We start from the raw sequence: 17,212 nt of genomic DNA, 5'->3' as shown, positions 1-17,212 counted from the left end.
TTTATTTCCATTTCGGACGATAAACAAATCCTGCAAGGGCGGTGATGACGATGTAGAATGGATAGAAGAGGAGCATCCCATACCAAAGCAGTAGTTGCCATTTTCTATAGCGAACCACACCCGATATTAGGAAGGTCAAGTCTATTGCAAATCGACAGAATAAGGCCATTAAAGCCCAACGCTCAAATTCGATGAGCCCTTGATAGAGAAGAGGAATGGTGACGAGGTTGGTTAGGAAGATCAACCAAGCTAAACCTTTCGCACGCCAACTTGGATATGCGCTCGTTTTTTGTCCCCAACGAATACGTTGTTTTAGGAATCGGCCTAGGTTTCGTTCTGAACGGACACCTACCTGAAGATCTTGGTTGTGGAGATAGACCACGGGTTGTTTGTTCAAGGCTGCATACTGGACAAGGAAGGTGTCATCACCGCTGGCAATGTCGGTTCGGAGGTGAGCTTCTGCGGCGTTGTAAAGGTCTTTGGTGAATGCTAACGCAGCGCCGTTGGCCATGATCGGGTGTTGGATGCTGGCAAAGGCACGGGTTGTGTTGGCGAGACCGAGCATGTCAATGCTGTCAAAGATCTCGATGAGATTGCCTAGGAGTTTGAACGGACGAAAAGCCAGTGGCTTAATCAAAACCGGGATGATATAACAGGCTGCTGATTGTTGTTGGATCTCTTGAATGGCTAGTTGTAGCCAGTTCTCGGAGATGAAGATGTCTGCATCTAGGGTGAGAATAATCTCGCCTTCGGCGGATTCAATGCCAGACTTAATTGCGGCCTTCTTTCCTCTTCCGTGGTTTTTGATGGCTTTCACTCTGAGCGATTCCGCGCTAGCGAAAGTACCATCATCACTATGATCATCAACCACAATAATCTCAGCCCCTTTATTGACGAGGAGAGGAAGGAGTCGAGTCAAGTTCTGTGCCTCGTTTTTGCAGGGGATAACGACCGAAACTGGCTTCACGCGATCTGCATTGTAGCGGGTCTTTTCATTGGGCCAGATCGACATCCAAATCACAACCATGGCGTAAAGGCCAATTAGCAGACAAACCATGAGAATCCAGAACATCATTCTTGTGCAGATTTAAGTTGCGAGAAGAAGATTGCTCCGATTAAGGCTGGAGTAAGGACGTTGATGAACCAAACAATCAAGGTGACCGAGAAACATATTTCTGGAGGAATGCCTACAGCGGGTATCATCAGGATTGCCATGGATTCACGAATACCTAATTCAGCCAGGGCGACAGTTGGGATAATCGTCGTGGCCAAATAAACGAGAGATATCCTCGCAACAAGCTCATAGGTTTCTCCTTGGAACCCGAATGCTTCAAAAACCAAGACAAACTGAAAGGTGAAGGTGGCGTATCTCACGACCGAGAGTAGGAGAGTCCATGCGTTTTGTCTTCGGGTATAGGCTTGGAGGGTTGCTACGCGTTGACCCACCCATGTGCCTTCTTTGACGAGTTCTTTGATGATGCGGAGCCAACCTGGTTCCACATAAAGAAGAAGTACAATCACAGTCAGAATCCACACGGGAATGGCGATGATTTGAGCGGTAGACCACCAGCCCATTTCGCTGTCAGTGATGAACGATTCCGCGATAGCGAGTGCAATCGAACCAAAAAGCAAAGTGGTCAAGGTTTGAGCAACACTGCCATTTAAAAAGGCCCAGGTAGATCGCGTTTTATTGCCTTTTGGAATTAAATGCATCCGACCTGCACCGTCGCCAATTCGGTTGGGGGTGAAGAGGGTGTAGAAGGTGCCGATCCACACACTTTTGAATGATTTTCCTAGCGAAAGAGCCGCGAAATCTTTGGTGAGACGCTTCCATTTAAAGGCTTCGAGTCCCCAGTTTAATGGCATCAAAGCAATCGCCAAAGCCAGCGCAGCGGGCGTTCCGCGTAAGCGCAAATCATCAAACGACAATTGACCCTTCAGGCGGTCGTAAAGGAAGTACGCCGCCAGTGACAAGACAATCAGTTGAAAGAGCCGAAAGAGGTAAGGTGATCCTTTGGTCAATTGGTTAACTTTGATCGTATCAAAAGTACCTCTTTGCAACCTGAAAAGATAATTATGGGCATTGACCCGGGAACCACGATCATGGGATACGGCATGATCCGCGTGGTAGGGAAGAAGCCTGAACTGCTAACGATGGGGGTGATTCGACTATCTAAGATCGATGATCACGCCTTGAAGTTGCAGCGTATCTTTGATCGTTGTGTTTCGCTGATCGACGAATTTCATCCGGATGAGGTAGCGGCAGAAGCACCGTTTTTCGGACAAAACGTCCAATCCATGCTGAAGCTGGGAAGAGCGCAAGGAGTAGCGTTGGCGGCGGCCTTAAGTCGCCAAATTCCAGTGACGGAATATGCCCCACGGAAGATCAAACAGGCCATCACCGGTAATGGTGCGGCTAGCAAGGAGCAGGTAGCTGCCATGCTGTGTTCTGTATTGAAGATTCCGAAAGAGAATCTCCCCAAGGAGCTTGATGCTACTGACGGACTAGCAGCTGCGTTGTGTCATCATTTCCAGAGCAGCTCTCCTCAATTAGGTAAAAGCTATAGCGGCTGGAAAGCTTACATCAAAGACAATCCAAGCCGAACCAAAAAATCAAAGTAGATGTTACCAGGCGTTGAAAGTTGGATGCAAATAGGATTTTTGGCCATGGTTGTGGTCACCCTTCAAGTCTTCTTCAAAGCCCACGGTACTCCAATGAAAGCGCGAATCGTGCTCTACCTCTGGTTGTTCGTCCAAACCATCGTCTCAGCCACAGGTTTCTACACCAATGAAACCGCCATGCCTCCGCGCGTCGTCTTCTTGATGGCACCAATGTTCCTCTTTGTCTTCAGCGCTATTTCGAAGAGAACAAGGTCGTTCATGGTCACAGAAGTGAACCCTGTTTATAGCACCGCCTTGCATTCTGTCCGCATTCTGGTTGAGTTGGTGTTGTTTCAACTGGCTATCGCCGAATGGGTTCCCGAACTCATGACCTTCGAAGGCAGAAACTTCGATATCCTGATCGGACTCTCAGCACCCATCATGGCTTACCTAGTTTGGAAGAACAAAGTCGGCCCCAAAGCCCTCCGCCTCTGGAACGCCATCGGACTCGCATTCGTCACTTTCATATTTGTCAACGCAACGCTATCTGCCCCACTACCTGTCCAACAATTCGCCTTTGATCAGCCAAACAGAGCAGTCCTCTATTTCCCATTCATCCTCTTACCTGGTCTGTTGGTTCCGCTGGTAATGTACACCCATATCGCAGGGATCACTGTAAGCGGTAGGCAGTAAGCAGTAAACAGAACTTAAGCCTTACGCCTTAAGCCATAGGCCTGGCGAGCCTGCGAGCCAACTGCTCGTTCAAACCCACCAACCACTCAATCCCACTTCACCCACTCAAGCTGAACCTTCACCTTCGTCGAAAATTAAAACCGATGAAGAATTTTGCATTGATCCTATTCGCCTTGACGTTGGTTATGGCGGGATGTAAAAAAGAAGAAGAAAACGTCTCTTACGGAGGGGGAAGTGGCTCGTCTACAGGACAAGTAACAGGACCTGAAGGAAGCTCTTTCACTGTGACTTACCCAGATGGGTCAACGGCTTCGCTCAACGGTGCTACGGTGATTGGTTGGGACGGCGGACAACTGCTGAATTACAATTTCTGGAAGCAGTTGCGGATCTCTGTCGATGGGAACACCTTCTTCCTTCGCTACAACATGGTTCAGGATACCGACTGGAGCACTGAGGTTCAAGAAGAGCACGGACTCTACAACTTCCCTTTCCTACTTGAATACTCCTCTGATATGGACGACACCTTTGTTGAGTTATACTGTCCTTTCTGTGATGATTTCGATGAAAACGCATCAGGAACCGTAACCCTAGAACTGGATAAGCCAACCGTGAATGGGGTGTACGATGTAGTAGGAGAGATTGACGCGACCTTCACTTTGAACGGACAACAGACGCACATCGAAGGATCATTCTGGGCGCAAGAGCTCGATTAAGACAAAGCACTTTCAATCAAGGCAGAGATGACCTCTGTCTTTGAAATACCAACGGCAGCTGCCTGCTGAGGTACGATAGAGGCCTCAGAAAAACCTGGAACGGTGTTGACTTCGATTACATGGGGTTGGTTACCTACAATCATGAAGTCAACTCGGATCATTCCGCCACAGTGAAGGTCTCCGTAGATCTTCATTGCGGTGGTTTGAACCGAAGTCATCCACTCCGATGGAACATCAGCGGGAGTGATCTCTTGTGATTCACCTTCGTACTTCGCCGCGAAGTCGAAGAACGCATTTCCTGTGATGATTTCGGTTGCAGGAAGAGCCTTCAATCCGCCTTCCCAAGGAATAACCCCGCAGGTCACTTCTCTTCCTTCAAGAAACTGCTCTACGAGTACCTGGTCATCTTCTTCAAATGCACCATCAATAGCTGGTTGCAACTCCGCTAACGTGCTCACTTTAGACATCCCAATACTCGACCCGCCTTCATTTGGCTTAACGAATAGCGGTAGGCCGAGATCATCTACAATCTGAGTTGGAGTATGGGCTTGTCCTTTTTCCAAAACGACCCCTTTTGCCACGGCGTAGCCGAGCTGACGTAGTTGACGCACTGTTGCTGACTTGCTAAAGGTGATCGACATGTTTAACACATCACCAGTGGTGTAGGGCAATCCTAGCAATTCAAAGTAACCCTGGAGGATGCCGTTTTCGCCTGGGTCACCATGGATCATGACAAAAGCGAGGTCGGGATGAAAGGTCTCATTGCCTGCAGTCACGCTGAAGTCGTTCTTATCGATGGGGTGCTTCAGATCTCCCAATTCAGCGTGCCAGTCATTTTCGGTAATGCGGTACAAGACCGGTTCATAGCGATCCCGATCAATGTTATTCATAACCATAGCTGCGCTTCGCTCAGCGATGACAGCTTCTCCGGAAAACCCACCGGTTAATACAGCGACCTTTTTCTTCATAATCGAATTCCATGTGAAAGTACTTTCCGTACTCTGATGTACGACGTGCACTTTTGGCCTTTTTTCAGCTTTTCGTTGTCAACAGTGCGCGGCGTTTATCCTATCTTACGTGACCATTCGCTTCGATTCATACTGCTTCGAAGCGCTTTGATGAGAATAATAATACCTGCTACAAGATGAATTTCAAGTCAGTTCTATTCCTTGCCATCATTGTTCTGGCAAGCGCAAGCCTTTCTGCTCAAAACGCATACAAGTTCAAAGAGAAGATTAACCTCGATGCGACATCTACTAAAGACCAATGTCGCACCGGTACTTGTTGGAGTTACTCAACGACTTCTTTCATAGAAAGCGAGTTGATTCGTATGGGTAAAGGAGAACATGACCTTTCAGAGATGTTCAACGTGCGTGTGACCTACCCGAGAAAGGCAGAGATGTACGTGCGCTACCACGGGAAGTATCAGTTCGGACCAGGAAGCCTTTGTCACGATGTAATCAATGCCATTCGTGACTACGGTGTTGTTCCAGAAAGCGTATACGACGGAATCGAATACAACGCAGATCGCCATGATCACGGGGAAATGGATGCGATTCTTGAAGGCATCGTGAAAGCGGTTGTTGAGAAGAGAAATGCAGCTTCAGGTGCAACATGGATGGAAGCAGTAGAAGGCGTACTCGATGCTTATCTCGGTGAAATGCCTGGTGAATTTGAATACCAAGGCAAGAAATACACGCCTGCTTCATTGCGTGATGAACTCGGTATTGTAGCCGATGACTACGTGAGCTTGACATCTTTTACGCACCACCCAATGAACTCATGGTTCGTCTTGGAAGTGCCAGATAACTTCTCTCAAGGTTCATTCTACAACGTGTCTATCGACGAACTTGAACAAGCTGTAGTAGACGCTTTGGAAAATGGATATACTGTGGCATGGGATGCTGACGTTAGTGAACGAGGATTCAGTTTCCGTGAAGGAATGGCAATCGTTCCACCAGCGGGTACAGCGAAAGACAAGATGTTTAAAACGATCATCAAAGAACCATCGGTAACTCAAGAAATGCGTCAAGAAGGTTTTGAGAACTACAAAACGACTGACGATCACTTGATGCACCTCACAGGTATTGCGGAAGACCAAGAAGGGAATCGCTACTTCATGATCAAAAACTCTTGGGGAACTGGAAACGATTACGACGGATACCAGTACATCAGCATGGCATACTTCCGATTGAAAACGATTTCAATCCTTCTTCATAAAGACGGTTTGTCAAAAGACCTCAAGGGTCGAGTAAACGGCTAAAAGTATGTTGCGACTCTTACGTAGGATATGGAGAATCTTCCGTTGGGTCGCGATCCGATTTATCATCTTTTCGGTGGCGTGGGTCTTGCTCTATAAATGGGTGAACCCACCAATCACAGCACTTCAAATCTGGCAAGGAACCGAGAAAGAAGGAGAGTGGGTAGACTTAAAAGAAATGAGCTACCAACTGCCGCTTGCTGCAATTGCAGCTGAAGATCAGCGTTTCCCTAGCCATTGGGGATTTGATACAGAAGCGATAGCTGCAGCCATCGAATACAATAAGACCCACGAACGCACCATTGGGGCCAGCACCATTTCGCAGCAAACGGCGAAAAACGTGTTCCTGTGGCCCTCGCGTACTTGGGTTCGCAAGGGACTCGAAGTCTGGTTTACGGCCCTCATCGAAATTTTCTGGAGTAAGGAGCGCATCATGGAGGTCTACCTCAACGTAATCGAAACGGGACCACAATGCTTCGGAGTGGATGCCGCTGCTCGACATTACTTCGGCAAATCATGCACCGATGTTTCACGGCGACAAGCGTCTTTGATGGTGAGCGCATTTCCACAACCGCGTCGTTCCAATCCTGGTAAACCGAGTAGCTACTTGAGCAATCGAGCCTACAAGGTGGAGAAGCAAATGCGTCTGTTAGGAGGGAAGGATTATTTACCCTGGTCTAAAGAAGAGTGATATACCGTTTGGGTAGGGAAGGCGAATTCCAAGCCGGCTTCATTAAATCGTTCTAGAATTTCAAGGTTCACCTCATTCGGCACATCGAAAAGATCTCCATCCTTTGCGATGTAGTAGATCATAGAAACATTCAAACTGAAGTCGCCGAATCCTGCAAACCAAACGAAGTATCGATCTTCTGTTTGATTGTGTTTAGCGGCAATCTCTTGTAGAATGGTCTTGGCCTTCTTAATGTCCTCGTGCGAGGTGTCATAAGTCAGACCAAGCGTAATGGTCATCTTTCGAGAAGGCTCACTTGTGACGTTTTCGACGTAGCTATCAGTGAACTTGTGGTTTGGCACAGTAATGAACCTCCCTTCCAGAGTTTGGATCTTAGTTGAACGGATGCCAATGTCACGAACCATTCCGTCATGACCGTCAATTTTAATTCGATCTCCAAGCACAAAAGGCTTGTCAATGAAGACCGTGATACCACCGAAGATATTCGCCACAAAGTCTTTAGCGGCCATAGCCATCGCTAGACCGCCAATACCAACCCCGGCGAGTAAGGCCCCTACGTCGTAACCAGCATTATTCAAGGCAAGTAACACCCCCAATACCCAGATGAGAGCTTTGATTGTCTTGCGGATGACCGGCATCACTTGATCCATAGAGCCATCGCTCTTCTCAGCGTATGGAATGAGGAATTCACTCATAACTGCATCTACCAAACGCACAATGAGCCAAGTAATATTGATGGCAATCAGGATACGGAAGACCCGCTGCACCCACACCTGCACTCCCTCACCGAAGTCGAGGTGGTCATACCCCCACCACATTCCAATGATCACAATCGCGAAAACAATCGGCTCCTCGAGCATGTCGATGAGAATGTCGTCAAGCTTCGTTTTCGTGCGTGAAGCAAGGCTTTTGAAGATGCGTCCGAATGTCCAGTAAAGGAACTTCGCGAGTACGATACTACCCACGAAGAAGGCACTAGCGATCAGCCATTCTTGCACAGGGTTACCCCACAGGTCATAGGAGAGAAATTCTTCCATGCCGCGAAATTAATCGAGAAAAAAGAAACTAGATCAGAGACCAAAAGAAATTCCACCTCGAATAAGTGGACTTTGGAAAGGTGCGCGGCTATCTCCAATGACGTCCCACATTACCGTGAGTCCTGCGAATACATTGCCCCCTATAGAAGTGTAGTACCCGCCGCCAACAAACCACTGAGGCACCCAATCACGACGTTGTTCCACTGTCAATGGGTCAGTCTCAACGACCTGCAAGAACTCAGTATTGATATTGTAAAAGTCGGTTTGAAGAAATAATCGGTCTCCATCAGAAATCAAATCCTGGAATGCTGTGAAACGACCGAACAGCTGAGGTCCATAAATCGATGTGCTGAATTCACCGAGGTTATCTCTGAAACGATAGTAGTAATAGAGAAATCCTCCACCTGCAGTCAGCCTTTCGGTAAATCGATATCCAACAGAAGGGGCAGCACCAATTACAGTAATATTGGTTCCGAATGAAAGAGCAATATCTCCACCAAACACCCAGCGCTGTTGTCCGGCCATATTATTATTGTCACTGCGTTGGCCAAACGCGGTAATGGAACTAAAGAAAATGGCTGCGGCAATGAGATACTTCATAATCAAATATACTTTTTTGCTTTCGGACGACATTCAGGTACATGATTAGTACAATTATCAGGCCGAATATCACCCTAGTTCTATTTCTAATTCTAATTTTGCTCCATGGCTAAGTTGCTTGATAAATACTGGGGTTTCTTCCGACGCGTAAAGCCGGCATATCACATCTTTAATATGTCGAAACGTGCCTTGCTGCAACGGAACAAAGAGCTCTACAAGCAATACGGTTTGAAAAAATCGGTCTACGCTCCCATTTCAAGTGCCGATTTCAAAAGCCTTCCGGATGAACGTCCGTGGAGTGATGACTCAACGGATATTCGACAGCAGGCAGGTTTTGATCAGCTTGATCCAAAGGTGAAAGACGCTATCGCGGAAACGTGGGTAGACGGTGGGTACGCCATTTTGCGTGGGTACTTCAGTGAGGAGTTCATTGACAATACCAACGCAGAGATTGACCGTTTGATGGAAGACGGCACCATTGACTTTAACTACAGCGGTAAGAAGATCATGTTCGCTTATCGTCAAGGTGAGTTGATGGGCAAAATAGCGCGTGACAAAGGAATCGTGGATGCCTTTAAATTCTTGCTAGGTAAGAATATGGTGCCGTTCCAAAGCATCAATTTCTTCAAGAGCAGTGAGCAACGCGCACACAGTGATTCCATCCACATGACCACCTATCCTTTGGGGTATTTGACTGCTGCTTGGGTGGCGCTTGAAGATATCGGCCCTGATCAAGGACCACTTCAGTACTGGCCAGGAAGCCACAAGTTTCCATATGTCTTGAACGATACCTTTGATCATGGAGGCAATTCTTTGCTCTTGGGTAAGGATGCCTATCTACATTACGAAGAGTACATTCAGAAAATGGTCGCTGAACGCGGAATCAAGCCAGAGACCTTATATCCAAAGAAAGGAGATGTCTTCTTGTGGCATGGCAATTTGATCCATGGCGCTATCAAGATGAATGATCCTTCGCTAACGCGGAAAAGCATGGTGGTACATTACATGTCACCAGAAGTGATCTGTTATCACGAGATCACGCAACGTCCGGCACTTATTGAATTTGACAACGCATGAAACCAGTTTACGGTAAGAACTTTAAGCTCGGTATCCTTGGAGGAGGCCAGCTCGGAAGAATGTTGATCCAAGAGGCCGCAAGCCTTGATATTCAAATCCATGTGCTAGATCCTACACACGATGCGCCATGTGCAGAGCTTGCAAATAGCTTCACGTGCGGTGAATTCCGTGACTACGATACGGTGATGAAATTTGGAACCGACAAAGACCTGATCACAATCGAAATCGAAGACGTGAATACCCAAGCCTTGAAAGATCTTCAAGCGCAAGGGGTGAAGGTTTGCCCTGATCCAGCTCACTTGGAAATCATCAAAGACAAAGGGATTCAAAAGCAGTTCTATGCTGACCATAACATCGCGACCAGTGATTTTCGTTTGATCGAGTCTGGAACAGAGTTGACAGCTGATGATTTACCATGCGTCTTGAAGGCAAGAACTGGAGGTTATGACGGCAAAGGAGTGGCAGTACTTCGCTCGGCTGATGACTTGGCCAAAGCCTTTGACGGACCATGTGTGGTTGAAGATCTTGTAGATATAGAAAAAGAGCTATCGGTCATCATTGCGCGCAATGAGCAAGGTGAGACCAAGGCTTTCCCGGTGGTTGAATTGGTGTTTGACCCGGTAGCCAACCTCGTCGATTACCTTTTTGCACCAGCCAATATTGCTGATGATGTTGCCGCTAGCGCGGAAAAGCTCGCGATGCAAGTGGCAGACGCCCTTGAGTTTAGAGGTATCATCGCCATCGAAATGTTCCTAACAACGTCGGGAGAAGTTCTCGTCAACGAGGCGGCACCACGAACTCATAATAGCGGTCACCACAGCATCGAAGGGAACATCTGCTCTCAGTTCGAACAACACCTGAGATCGGTACTCAATCTTCCACTAGGCAGCACAGAAACGCTTCGTCCGGCGGCGATGGTGAATCTTGTGGGGGCTGAGGGGTATACTGGGCCTGTGATTTATGATGGCTTCGATGATTTGCTCCGTATGGAGGGGGTTTACCCGCACATCTATGGTAAATCAACAACAAAGCCTTTCAGAAAGATGGGACACGTAACCATTTTGGCGAATGAAGTGGCTGAACTTCCTGCAAAAGTGGCTCAGGTAAAGGAGACAATTCGAGTTATTTCTAAGTAGTTTTTGTTTGCCTACTAGTCGTCACTGACTATCTTAAGCCCAACAAAAGAACTACACTATGAAAATCATTTTGACCTTCGCGCTCGTATGGGCGTGCACTGGGCTGTGCGCTCAAACCTATTGGAACTTCGATCCAAATTGTGATAACCCTGCTGAATCTAATTTTCTTCTGGTCATTGACCGAATTGAAGACGGGGTGCAACTCGAAGAGATACCAGATTTTACCTTGACCAATTGCGAATTATCGGAATTCATACCAACCATTTTGGGAGATAACATTTGGGTGTCGGCCTATTTTGATAATACTACTTCGGACCCTGTCACTATTAGCTTTATTGACGATTCAGGGACACAATTTGACTACACCAACACCTTTGATCCAGTTGTGTTGATTGATGAGAGTCTGACTGAAGTAATAATGACCCCAAGTTGTAATGGAGATGCAAGTGGTACGATTACAATTAATACTAATGTAGCCGTAGAAATCACCGAGTCTTCAAATTCAAGCGTTCAGTATTCAAACGGAGAAGTGATCGCGGGATTTGAACCAGGTACGTACAACTTCTTTCTTCGAAGTCAGCAGTGTTTCACTGATGTCCAATTCCTTGATGTAGTAGTTGATGATGCGGCTCCAATTTTTAGCGAGATTATTAGTCATCCCAAAAAATGTGCAACCGCTGATGCCCAAGGAGACTTTGCCTATGGTTCAGTATTCTTCACTGATGAAACGAGTTCCGGTAACTACTCCTTCCAATTAACATCTGGAGACATGTTGATCATTGATGATAACAATGTAGGATTCAATAATCTATCTGAAGGTTTGTACGATGTCATCGTTACAGATACACAATGGGGTTGTGCGGCGCAAGCTACAATACAGTTGAACGATGAATTGATCTCAGCTTCGATTGATGTAGTTGGACAAGACTGTATTATTGGAAATGAAAATGCTACTTACCAAGAGGGAAGTGTTTTAGTTTCAGGAACGGCCGATGGCTTCAGTGAATCTATTAGTGACATTACCTGGTCGCCTACTGGAGGGAGCTTAAATGGAAATGTAATCTCTGGGTTGACAGAGCCAGGGGTATACAATTTTTCGATTACGTACGGTTTAGATTGTGATGTCACCGCCTCCTTTGAAGTGGCATCCATTACCTGTTTAGAAGCAGATTTGAACGGAGATGGCTCGGTAGGAACAGCAGATATGACCTCTATTTTGGGTGCTTTTGGTGTCACCTGTGATTGTCCTCAAGATTTAGATGGTGATGGCGCAGTAGGGGCTGGTGATTTAGCAGTCCTCCTCGGCTCCTTCGGAACTTCATGGCAGACCCAGTGTCCTGCATGTGAATAACCACTAAGAAATTAAAAGGCATCGTTGAAAAATGGTGCCTTTCTTCTTTCCTTTTTGTCCGGAATTCTGAGTGTTTGAAAGTAACTTCGTATGAAAGTTTATTCAGATGCAGCAATACCACGACCTCCTTCGCCATATTCTCGCCAACGGTACGAAAAAGGAAGACCGCACAGGAACCGGAACCATCAGTTGTTTTGGTTACCAAATGCGCTTTGACCTCAGTGAAGGATTTCCGGTATTGACCACTAAGAAGCTTCACCTCCGTTCGATCATTCACGAGCTACTTTGGTTCCTTCAAGGGGATACCAATATCAAGTACTTGAAAGACAATGGTGTGCGTATCTGGGATGAGTGGGCAGATGAAAATGGAGACCTTGGTCCGGTGTACGGATACCAATGGCGCTCTTGGCCGAATCCTGATGGAAGCCATACTGATCAAATCAAGAAATTGGTGGATTCTCTGAAAAACAATCCTGACTCTCGTCGTCACATTGTTTCCGCTTGGAACCCCTCATTTATCGATGATATGGCGCTTCCACCTTGTCACTGCTTGTTCCAGTTCTATGTGGCAGATGGAAAACTCTCGTGTCAGCTTTACCAGCGTAGCGCTGATACCTTCCTTGGAGTGCCGTTTAACATCGCTTCGTATGCGTTGCTGACAATGATGTTGGCGCAAGTGTGCGGTTACGAGCTTGGTGAGTTTGTACACACCTTTGGAGATGTGCACCTCTACTCGAATCACATTGAACAAGCAGAGCTTCAGCTCACACGAGATTTCCGTGAACAGCCTCAAATGAAAATCAACCCGAATGTGACTGATCTCTTCGATTTCAAGTTTGAAGATTTTGAGTTGATCAACTACGATCCACACCCACACATCAAAGCGGAGGTAGCGGTATGATCGTGTCTTCCATTGCAGCCATTGCAACAAACCACGCGATTGGGAAAGACAACGACCTAATCTGGGATCTACCTGATGATATGCGTTTCTTCATGACGAAGACTAAAGGGCATTTCGTCATCATGGGAAGAAAGAACTATGAGTCGATTCCTGAAAAGTATAGACCACTGAAAGGAAGAACCAACGTGGTTATCACGCGTTCGAATAGCTACCAAGCAGAAGGGGCAGTGGTCGTGAATTCTCTCGAAGAAGCGCTAGCCAAAGCAAAAGAAGCTGGAGAAGAAGAAGCCTACGTCATTGGCGGCGGGCAGATCTACTCCCTAGCCCTCAAAAAAGACCTTGTAGACCGCATGTACATCACGCATGTCCATGCCGAGTTTGAGGCGGATGCCTTCTACCCTGAATTTGATGCGGAGAAATGGGATGCGGAAATTCTGTTGGAACACCCGACAGACGAAAAGCATGACTACGCCTTCACGATCATTGAATACAACCGAAAACGCTAAGCCATGACCTGGTCAGACTTTCTCCTTGATGGGATCAAGCACATCACCGATCCGAAAGCCTATGACCACATGGTCTACTTGATCGCCCTCATCAGTATCTTCGAATACCGCGAGATCAAGCGAATCGTTTTGTTGGCCACAGCATTTACTGTTGGTCATACCATCACACTCATTCTCACGAGTCTCGATATTATTCGTCCTGATGGTGGAATCATCGAGTTCTTAATCCCAGTGACCATCCTCATAACGGCGCTCTCAAACCTCCGATATACTGTTCGCGGAAACCAAGTCATCGCCTTCCACGGAACGCGATATTTGATTGCGGTGATCTTTGGATTGGTGCACGGAATGGGCTTTTCGAGTTACTTCAGAATGATCCTTGGGAAGGAAGAATCCATCTTTCAACCATTGTTGTTCTTCAATGTTGGAGTGGAAGTCGGGCAGCTCTTAATCATTGCCATCTTCATCTTGTTCAGCTTCGCCATGAACGGACTCTTCAGAATCACTCAACGCGACTGGATCATCTTCTTCTCGGGATTGACGGGAGGTGTTGCCTTGATGCTTTGCATCGATACGTGGCCATTCTAAGGGGTGAAAAGCTCGTAATTATTGAATTTTAGTGCTTTACTCTGGTTTCACCTTGTATTTTTGTCAAGTGAACGTACTCAAGGCCATCGCGATCTTTCCGATCAAAATATACCAAGCGGTCATTTCACCGTTATTAGGTCAGAACTGTCGCCATGAGCCCACATGTTCGAATTACACCATTGAAGCCATTAAAGAATGGGGTCCGATCAAAGGTATCTGGCTAGGGACGAAGCGCATTGCGAAATGCCATCCCTGGGGAACCTCAGGTTATGACCCCGTACCAAAGAAGAAAAAACATCAACCATGAAATACCTATTCTCACTCCTAGTTGCAGCAGCACTACTCGCATCTTGTGGACATTCACACGAGAAAAGTGAAACCATCAAAGAAGCAGAACAAGTACACGAAACACTCCTTTCATTGAGTGGTGACGTGGCAGATATGATGCATAGCAAAGTGGAAGACCTTCAAGGAAAAATCGAAACAGCGGTGGCTGCGGGTGATACCTTGATGGCAGAACAACTTCAAGCACTCAACGGAAAGCTTGACGGACTTCACGCGAAGTTCCACGAATGGGAAGAGAATATGGTAGAAATCCCTGGGCACGAGCATACCCATGCACCAGGAGAAGAATGTGATCACGATCATGACCACGCACAAAATGCCATCATGGAAGGTCTGTCTGATGCAGAGCATCTTGAGATCCAACAAGAGCAGTTGAAGCAACTAGAAGAACTTAAAAAAGAGATCGAAGCGATCAACATGTAATTTATGCTGAGTAGACCTCGTCGTAATCGCCGTACCCCTGCTATTCGTGGGATGGTACGCGAGACCTCACTCTCCCTCGATAACTTGATCTACCCGTACTTTGTGGTAGATGGCAAGGATCAGAACATTCCAATTGCGTCCCTCCCTGGGCTTTCGCGTTTCTCTGAAGACAATCTTTTGAGAGATATCGATGAAGCCATGGAGCTCGGTTTGCGCTCATTTGTGCTATTCCCGGCAGTAGACGATTCGTTGAAAGACAAAACCGCTACTTATAGCTACGCAGATGAGAACTTCTATCTAAGAATCATTCGCGCTGTCAAAGAACGTTTCCCGGAGTCAAGCATCATGAGCGATGTGGCAATGGATCCATATAGTTCTGATGGCCACGACGGACTCGTGGAAGACGGAAAGATTCTCAATGATGAGACACTTCCAATTCTCGAAAAAATGAGTGTGGCACAAGCACAGGCGGGAATTGATATCATCGGTCCTTCAGACATGATGGATGGTCGGGTTGAGGCCATCCGCGATGCCTTGGATGATGAAGGATTTGAAGAGGTTGCGATCATGTCTTACACGGCCAAGTACGCCAGTGCATACTACGGTCCATTCCGAGATGCGCTTGACAGCGCGCCGAAGTCTGGTGACAAGAAGACTTACCAGATGGATCCGGCCAATAAATACGAAGCACTTCGCGAGGCGCATGCAGATGCGGAAGAAGGGGCTGACTATCTAATGGTGAAACCAGCGCTCTGCTACCTCGACATCATTCATCTCCTGAAGAATGAGACAGACTTGCCCATTACAGCTTACAATGTGAGTGGTGAGTACGCGATGCTGAAAGCAGCAGCTCAAAACGGTTGGTTGGATTATGAGAAGGCAATGCCTGAAATGCTCCTATCAATCAGAAGAGCAGGAGCAGACGGCATTTTGACCTACTTTGCTAAGGAATATGCGCAGATGATGCGGGACAACAAGCTCTAATGAAGCATTTCTTTTTCTTGGTTCTGATTCTTTTCGCCATGGGCGGAACGGCGCAAACGCCTTATCAGAATGTGAAAATCGACGGACCAGATGGATTTGGGTATCCTCCGTGCGAGCCGAGTATTGCCATCGATTTGAATGATCCTTCAGTGGTTATTGGAGGAGCCATCCTTGACAAAGTATACCTTTCCCGCGATAGCGGAAGAACATGGCAAGTAGATCGCTTAACTTCAGAAATGGGAGTCTTTGGAGACCCTTGTTTATTGGCTTCTCCAAAAGGTTGGTTCTACTACTTTCACCTAAGTGACCCTTCCGGAAAAGGATGGAGTGACCCTTCATTGCTAGATCGAATCGTTTGTCAAACCAGCAAAGACGCTGGTCGAACCTGGAGTAGTGGTGCTGGAATTGGGTTGAATCCACCCAAAGATCAAGACAAAGAATGGGCTTGTACCGACGAAACGGGTGACCATGTCTACGTTACCTGGACCGAATTCGACAAATACGCTAGTAAAGAGGAGAAAGACAGTACTTACATTCTATTCTCGTGCGCCGGACCCAAAGGAAAGAATTGGAGCGAACCAGTGCGCTTAAATCAGCACGCTGGAAATTGCCTCGATGGAGACGCTACTGTTGAAGGGGCAGTTCCTTGTGCCGGCAGAGGAGAAGATGTATTCGTCGCATGGGCTTTGAACGACACGATTTGGTTTGATCGAAGCACTGACGGCGGAAAGACTTGGCTCGAAGAAGATTTAATAGCCAATGAAATAGTAGGAGGCTGGGATCATCATATTCCAGGAATTAACAGAACGAATGGAATGCCTGTCACTGCGTTGGATAGAAGTGGAGGAGAGCACGATGGAAGAATCTATATCAACTGGGCAGATCAACGAAACGGAGAAGAAGACACCGATATTTTCATTTGTTACTCCGATGATAAAGGAGATACATGGTCTGAAGCCATTCGCGTAAACGATGATGCACCAGGAAAGCAGCAGTTCTTTCCATGGTTAGCCCTGGATCAAAGTACGGGGTACTTATATACGGTGTTTTATGATCGTCGTAATCATGAAGGCAATGAGACGGATGTATACATAGCTTACAGTGAAGATGGGGGAGAGACTTGGACCAACGAGCGAATCAGTGAAAGTCCGTTTACACCAAGTGCCTCTGCATTCTTTGGAGATTATAACAACATAGCAGCAGTCAATGGGGTTGTGAGACCGATATGGACTCGGGCTGAAGGAATGAAGTTATCGGTGCATACAGCACTAATCAACCGATAATGAAAAAGGAGCCAAGCGGCTCC

Annotated in this window: 20 protein-coding genes; 15 read left to right on the top strand and 5 right to left on the bottom strand. The window is 46.9% G+C overall.

Annotation, left to right across the window (positions count from 1 at the left end; genetic code table 11):
• Position 1: 1 nt before the first annotated feature.
• Positions 2 to 1,075 (bottom strand): glycosyltransferase, encoded by a 1,074-nt coding sequence (locus RA156_RS12595; protein ID WP_306640528.1) that lies wholly within the window; start codon positions 1,073 to 1,075, stop codon positions 2 to 4.
• A complete protein-coding gene (locus RA156_RS12590; RefSeq protein ID WP_306640527.1) occupies positions 1,072 to 2,061 on the bottom strand; it encodes a lysylphosphatidylglycerol synthase transmembrane domain-containing protein in 990 nt (329 codons plus the stop codon). The genes RA156_RS12595 and RA156_RS12590 overlap by 4 nt, the downstream gene beginning before the upstream one ends.
• Between RA156_RS12590 and ruvC the strand changes: the two genes are divergently transcribed.
• The 3 genes from ruvC (at position 2,056) to RA156_RS12575 (ending at position 4,007) form a co-directional block, all read left to right on the top strand.
• On the top strand, positions 2,056 to 2,622 hold the full coding sequence (gene ruvC, locus RA156_RS12585; protein ID WP_306640526.1) for a crossover junction endodeoxyribonuclease RuvC: 567 nt from the start codon (positions 2,056 to 2,058) through the stop codon (positions 2,620 to 2,622). The two genes, RA156_RS12590 and ruvC, sit on opposite strands and share 6 nt — an antisense overlap.
• Entirely contained in the window at positions 2,623 to 3,294 is a 672-nt protein-coding gene (locus RA156_RS12580) for a DUF8737 domain-containing protein (protein ID WP_306640525.1), read from the top strand. It abuts the gene before it with no gap.
• Between the two features lie 143 nt (positions 3,295 to 3,437).
• Complete coding sequence (locus RA156_RS12575) at positions 3,438 to 4,007, top strand: hypothetical protein (protein WP_306640524.1); 570 nt, start codon at positions 3,438 to 3,440, stop codon at positions 4,005 to 4,007.
• Here RA156_RS12575 and RA156_RS12570 read toward each other — a convergent pair.
• Positions 4,004 to 4,975 (bottom strand): D-alanine--D-alanine ligase family protein, encoded by a 972-nt coding sequence (locus tag RA156_RS12570; RefSeq protein WP_306640522.1) that lies wholly within the window; start codon positions 4,973 to 4,975, stop codon positions 4,004 to 4,006. The genes RA156_RS12575 and RA156_RS12570 overlap by 4 nt on opposite strands.
• Positions 4,976 to 5,151: 176 nt before the next feature.
• Between RA156_RS12570 and RA156_RS12565 the strand changes: the two genes are divergently transcribed.
• Positions 5,152 to 6,270: a C1 family peptidase gene (locus RA156_RS12565; RefSeq protein WP_306640520.1), complete on the top strand. Its 1,119-nt coding sequence runs from the start codon at positions 5,152 to 5,154 to the stop codon at positions 6,268 to 6,270.
• A gap of 4 nt (positions 6,271 to 6,274) precedes the next feature.
• Positions 6,275 to 6,958 (top strand): monofunctional biosynthetic peptidoglycan transglycosylase, encoded by a 684-nt coding sequence (mtgA, locus tag RA156_RS12560; protein WP_306640518.1) that lies wholly within the window; start codon positions 6,275 to 6,277, stop codon positions 6,956 to 6,958.
• Here mtgA and RA156_RS12555 read toward each other — a convergent pair.
• A complete protein-coding gene (locus tag RA156_RS12555) occupies positions 6,931 to 7,995 on the bottom strand; it encodes a mechanosensitive ion channel family protein (RefSeq protein ID WP_306640516.1) in 1,065 nt (354 codons plus the stop codon). The two genes, mtgA and RA156_RS12555, sit on opposite strands and share 28 nt — an antisense overlap.
• Positions 7,996 to 8,028: 33 nt before the next feature.
• Positions 8,029 to 8,595, bottom strand: a complete 567-nt coding sequence (locus RA156_RS12550) for a hypothetical protein (RefSeq protein ID WP_306640514.1) — start codon at positions 8,593 to 8,595, stop codon at positions 8,029 to 8,031.
• A 105-nt stretch (positions 8,596 to 8,700) separates the two neighbouring features.
• On the opposite strand from RA156_RS12550, the gene RA156_RS12545 reads away from it, so the two are divergent.
• The 10 genes from RA156_RS12545 to RA156_RS12500 all read left to right on the top strand — a co-directional run bounded on the left by RA156_RS12545 (position 8,701) and on the right by RA156_RS12500 (position 17,189).
• Complete coding sequence (locus RA156_RS12545; RefSeq protein ID WP_306640512.1) at positions 8,701 to 9,672, top strand: phytanoyl-CoA dioxygenase family protein; 972 nt, start codon at positions 8,701 to 8,703, stop codon at positions 9,670 to 9,672.
• The gene (locus RA156_RS12540; protein WP_306640510.1) at positions 9,669 to 10,808 is read left to right on the top strand and encodes a 5-(carboxyamino)imidazole ribonucleotide synthase; all 1,140 of its coding nucleotides are present in this window, start codon (positions 9,669 to 9,671) and stop codon (positions 10,806 to 10,808) included. The genes RA156_RS12545 and RA156_RS12540 overlap by 4 nt, the downstream gene beginning before the upstream one ends.
• A gap of 58 nt (positions 10,809 to 10,866) precedes the next feature.
• Positions 10,867 to 12,159 (top strand): hypothetical protein, encoded by a 1,293-nt coding sequence (locus RA156_RS12535; protein ID WP_306640508.1) that lies wholly within the window; start codon positions 10,867 to 10,869, stop codon positions 12,157 to 12,159.
• A 106-nt stretch (positions 12,160 to 12,265) separates the two neighbouring features.
• Entirely contained in the window at positions 12,266 to 13,060 is a 795-nt protein-coding gene (locus RA156_RS12530; RefSeq protein ID WP_306640506.1) for a thymidylate synthase, read from the top strand.
• Positions 13,057 to 13,566, top strand: a complete 510-nt coding sequence (locus RA156_RS12525; RefSeq protein ID WP_306640504.1) for a dihydrofolate reductase — start codon at positions 13,057 to 13,059, stop codon at positions 13,564 to 13,566. The genes RA156_RS12530 and RA156_RS12525 overlap by 4 nt, the downstream gene beginning before the upstream one ends.
• A gap of 3 nt (positions 13,567 to 13,569) precedes the next feature.
• Positions 13,570 to 14,154, top strand: a complete 585-nt coding sequence (locus tag RA156_RS12520) for a HupE/UreJ family protein (RefSeq protein WP_306640502.1) — start codon at positions 13,570 to 13,572, stop codon at positions 14,152 to 14,154.
• A gap of 67 nt (positions 14,155 to 14,221) precedes the next feature.
• Entirely contained in the window at positions 14,222 to 14,461 is a 240-nt protein-coding gene (gene yidD / locus RA156_RS12515) for a membrane protein insertion efficiency factor YidD (RefSeq protein WP_306640501.1), read from the top strand.
• Positions 14,458 to 14,922: a hypothetical protein gene (locus RA156_RS12510; RefSeq protein WP_306640499.1), complete on the top strand. Its 465-nt coding sequence runs from the start codon at positions 14,458 to 14,460 to the stop codon at positions 14,920 to 14,922. The genes yidD and RA156_RS12510 overlap by 4 nt, the downstream gene beginning before the upstream one ends.
• Positions 14,923 to 14,925: 3 nt before the next feature.
• On the top strand, positions 14,926 to 15,906 hold the full coding sequence (gene hemB / locus RA156_RS12505) for a porphobilinogen synthase (RefSeq protein WP_306640497.1): 981 nt from the start codon (positions 14,926 to 14,928) through the stop codon (positions 15,904 to 15,906).
• Positions 15,906 to 17,189 (top strand): sialidase family protein, encoded by a 1,284-nt coding sequence (locus RA156_RS12500; protein WP_306640496.1) that lies wholly within the window; start codon positions 15,906 to 15,908, stop codon positions 17,187 to 17,189. The genes hemB and RA156_RS12500 overlap by 1 nt, the downstream gene beginning before the upstream one ends.
• The last annotated feature ends 23 nt before the right edge of the window (positions 17,190 to 17,212 follow it).

Source organism: Sanyastnella coralliicola (assembly GCF_030845195.1).
In the GTDB taxonomy this organism is placed as follows: domain Bacteria; phylum Bacteroidota; class Bacteroidia; order Flavobacteriales_D; family Sanyastnellaceae; genus Sanyastnella; species Sanyastnella coralliicola.
The sequence above is the reverse complement of the archived record's forward strand: the minus strand, read 5'-3'. Positions and strand labels throughout refer to the sequence as shown.

Bases quoted from the DNA above. Each gene is read 5' to 3' on its own strand.
- RA156_RS12535 (WP_306640508.1), top strand. From the start codon at position 10,867: ATGAAAATCATTTTGACCTTCGCGCTCGTATGGGCGTGCACTGGGCTG.
- RA156_RS12520 (WP_306640502.1), top strand. From the start codon at position 13,570: ATGACCTGGTCAGACTTTCTCCTTGATGGGATCAAGCACATCACCGAT.
- RA156_RS12575 (WP_306640524.1), top strand. From the start codon at position 3,438: ATGAAGAATTTTGCATTGATCCTATTCGCCTTGACGTTGGTTATGGCG.
- RA156_RS12580 (WP_306640525.1), top strand. From the start codon at position 2,623: ATGTTACCAGGCGTTGAAAGTTGGATGCAAATAGGATTTTTGGCCATG.
- RA156_RS12530 (WP_306640506.1), top strand. From the start codon at position 12,266: ATGCAGCAATACCACGACCTCCTTCGCCATATTCTCGCCAACGGTACG.
- RA156_RS12500 (WP_306640496.1), top strand. From the start codon at position 15,906: ATGAAGCATTTCTTTTTCTTGGTTCTGATTCTTTTCGCCATGGGCGGA.
- RA156_RS12540 (WP_306640510.1), top strand. From the start codon at position 9,669: ATGAAACCAGTTTACGGTAAGAACTTTAAGCTCGGTATCCTTGGAGGA.
- RA156_RS12555 (WP_306640516.1), bottom strand. From the start codon at position 7,995: ATGGAAGAATTTCTCTCCTATGACCTGTGGGGTAACCCTGTGCAAGAA.
- RA156_RS12525 (WP_306640504.1), top strand. From the start codon at position 13,057: ATGATCGTGTCTTCCATTGCAGCCATTGCAACAAACCACGCGATTGGG.
- RA156_RS12570 (WP_306640522.1), bottom strand. From the start codon at position 4,975: ATGAAGAAAAAGGTCGCTGTATTAACCGGTGGGTTTTCCGGAGAAGCT.
- hemB (WP_306640497.1), top strand. From the start codon at position 14,926: ATGCTGAGTAGACCTCGTCGTAATCGCCGTACCCCTGCTATTCGTGGG.
- RA156_RS12595 (WP_306640528.1), bottom strand. From the start codon at position 1,075: ATGATGTTCTGGATTCTCATGGTTTGTCTGCTAATTGGCCTTTACGCC.
- RA156_RS12550 (WP_306640514.1), bottom strand. From the start codon at position 8,595: ATGAAGTATCTCATTGCCGCAGCCATTTTCTTTAGTTCCATTACCGCG.
- RA156_RS12545 (WP_306640512.1), top strand. From the start codon at position 8,701: ATGGCTAAGTTGCTTGATAAATACTGGGGTTTCTTCCGACGCGTAAAG.
- RA156_RS12510 (WP_306640499.1), top strand. From the start codon at position 14,458: ATGAAATACCTATTCTCACTCCTAGTTGCAGCAGCACTACTCGCATCT.
- mtgA (WP_306640518.1), top strand. From the start codon at position 6,275: ATGTTGCGACTCTTACGTAGGATATGGAGAATCTTCCGTTGGGTCGCG.
- RA156_RS12565 (WP_306640520.1), top strand. From the start codon at position 5,152: ATGAATTTCAAGTCAGTTCTATTCCTTGCCATCATTGTTCTGGCAAGC.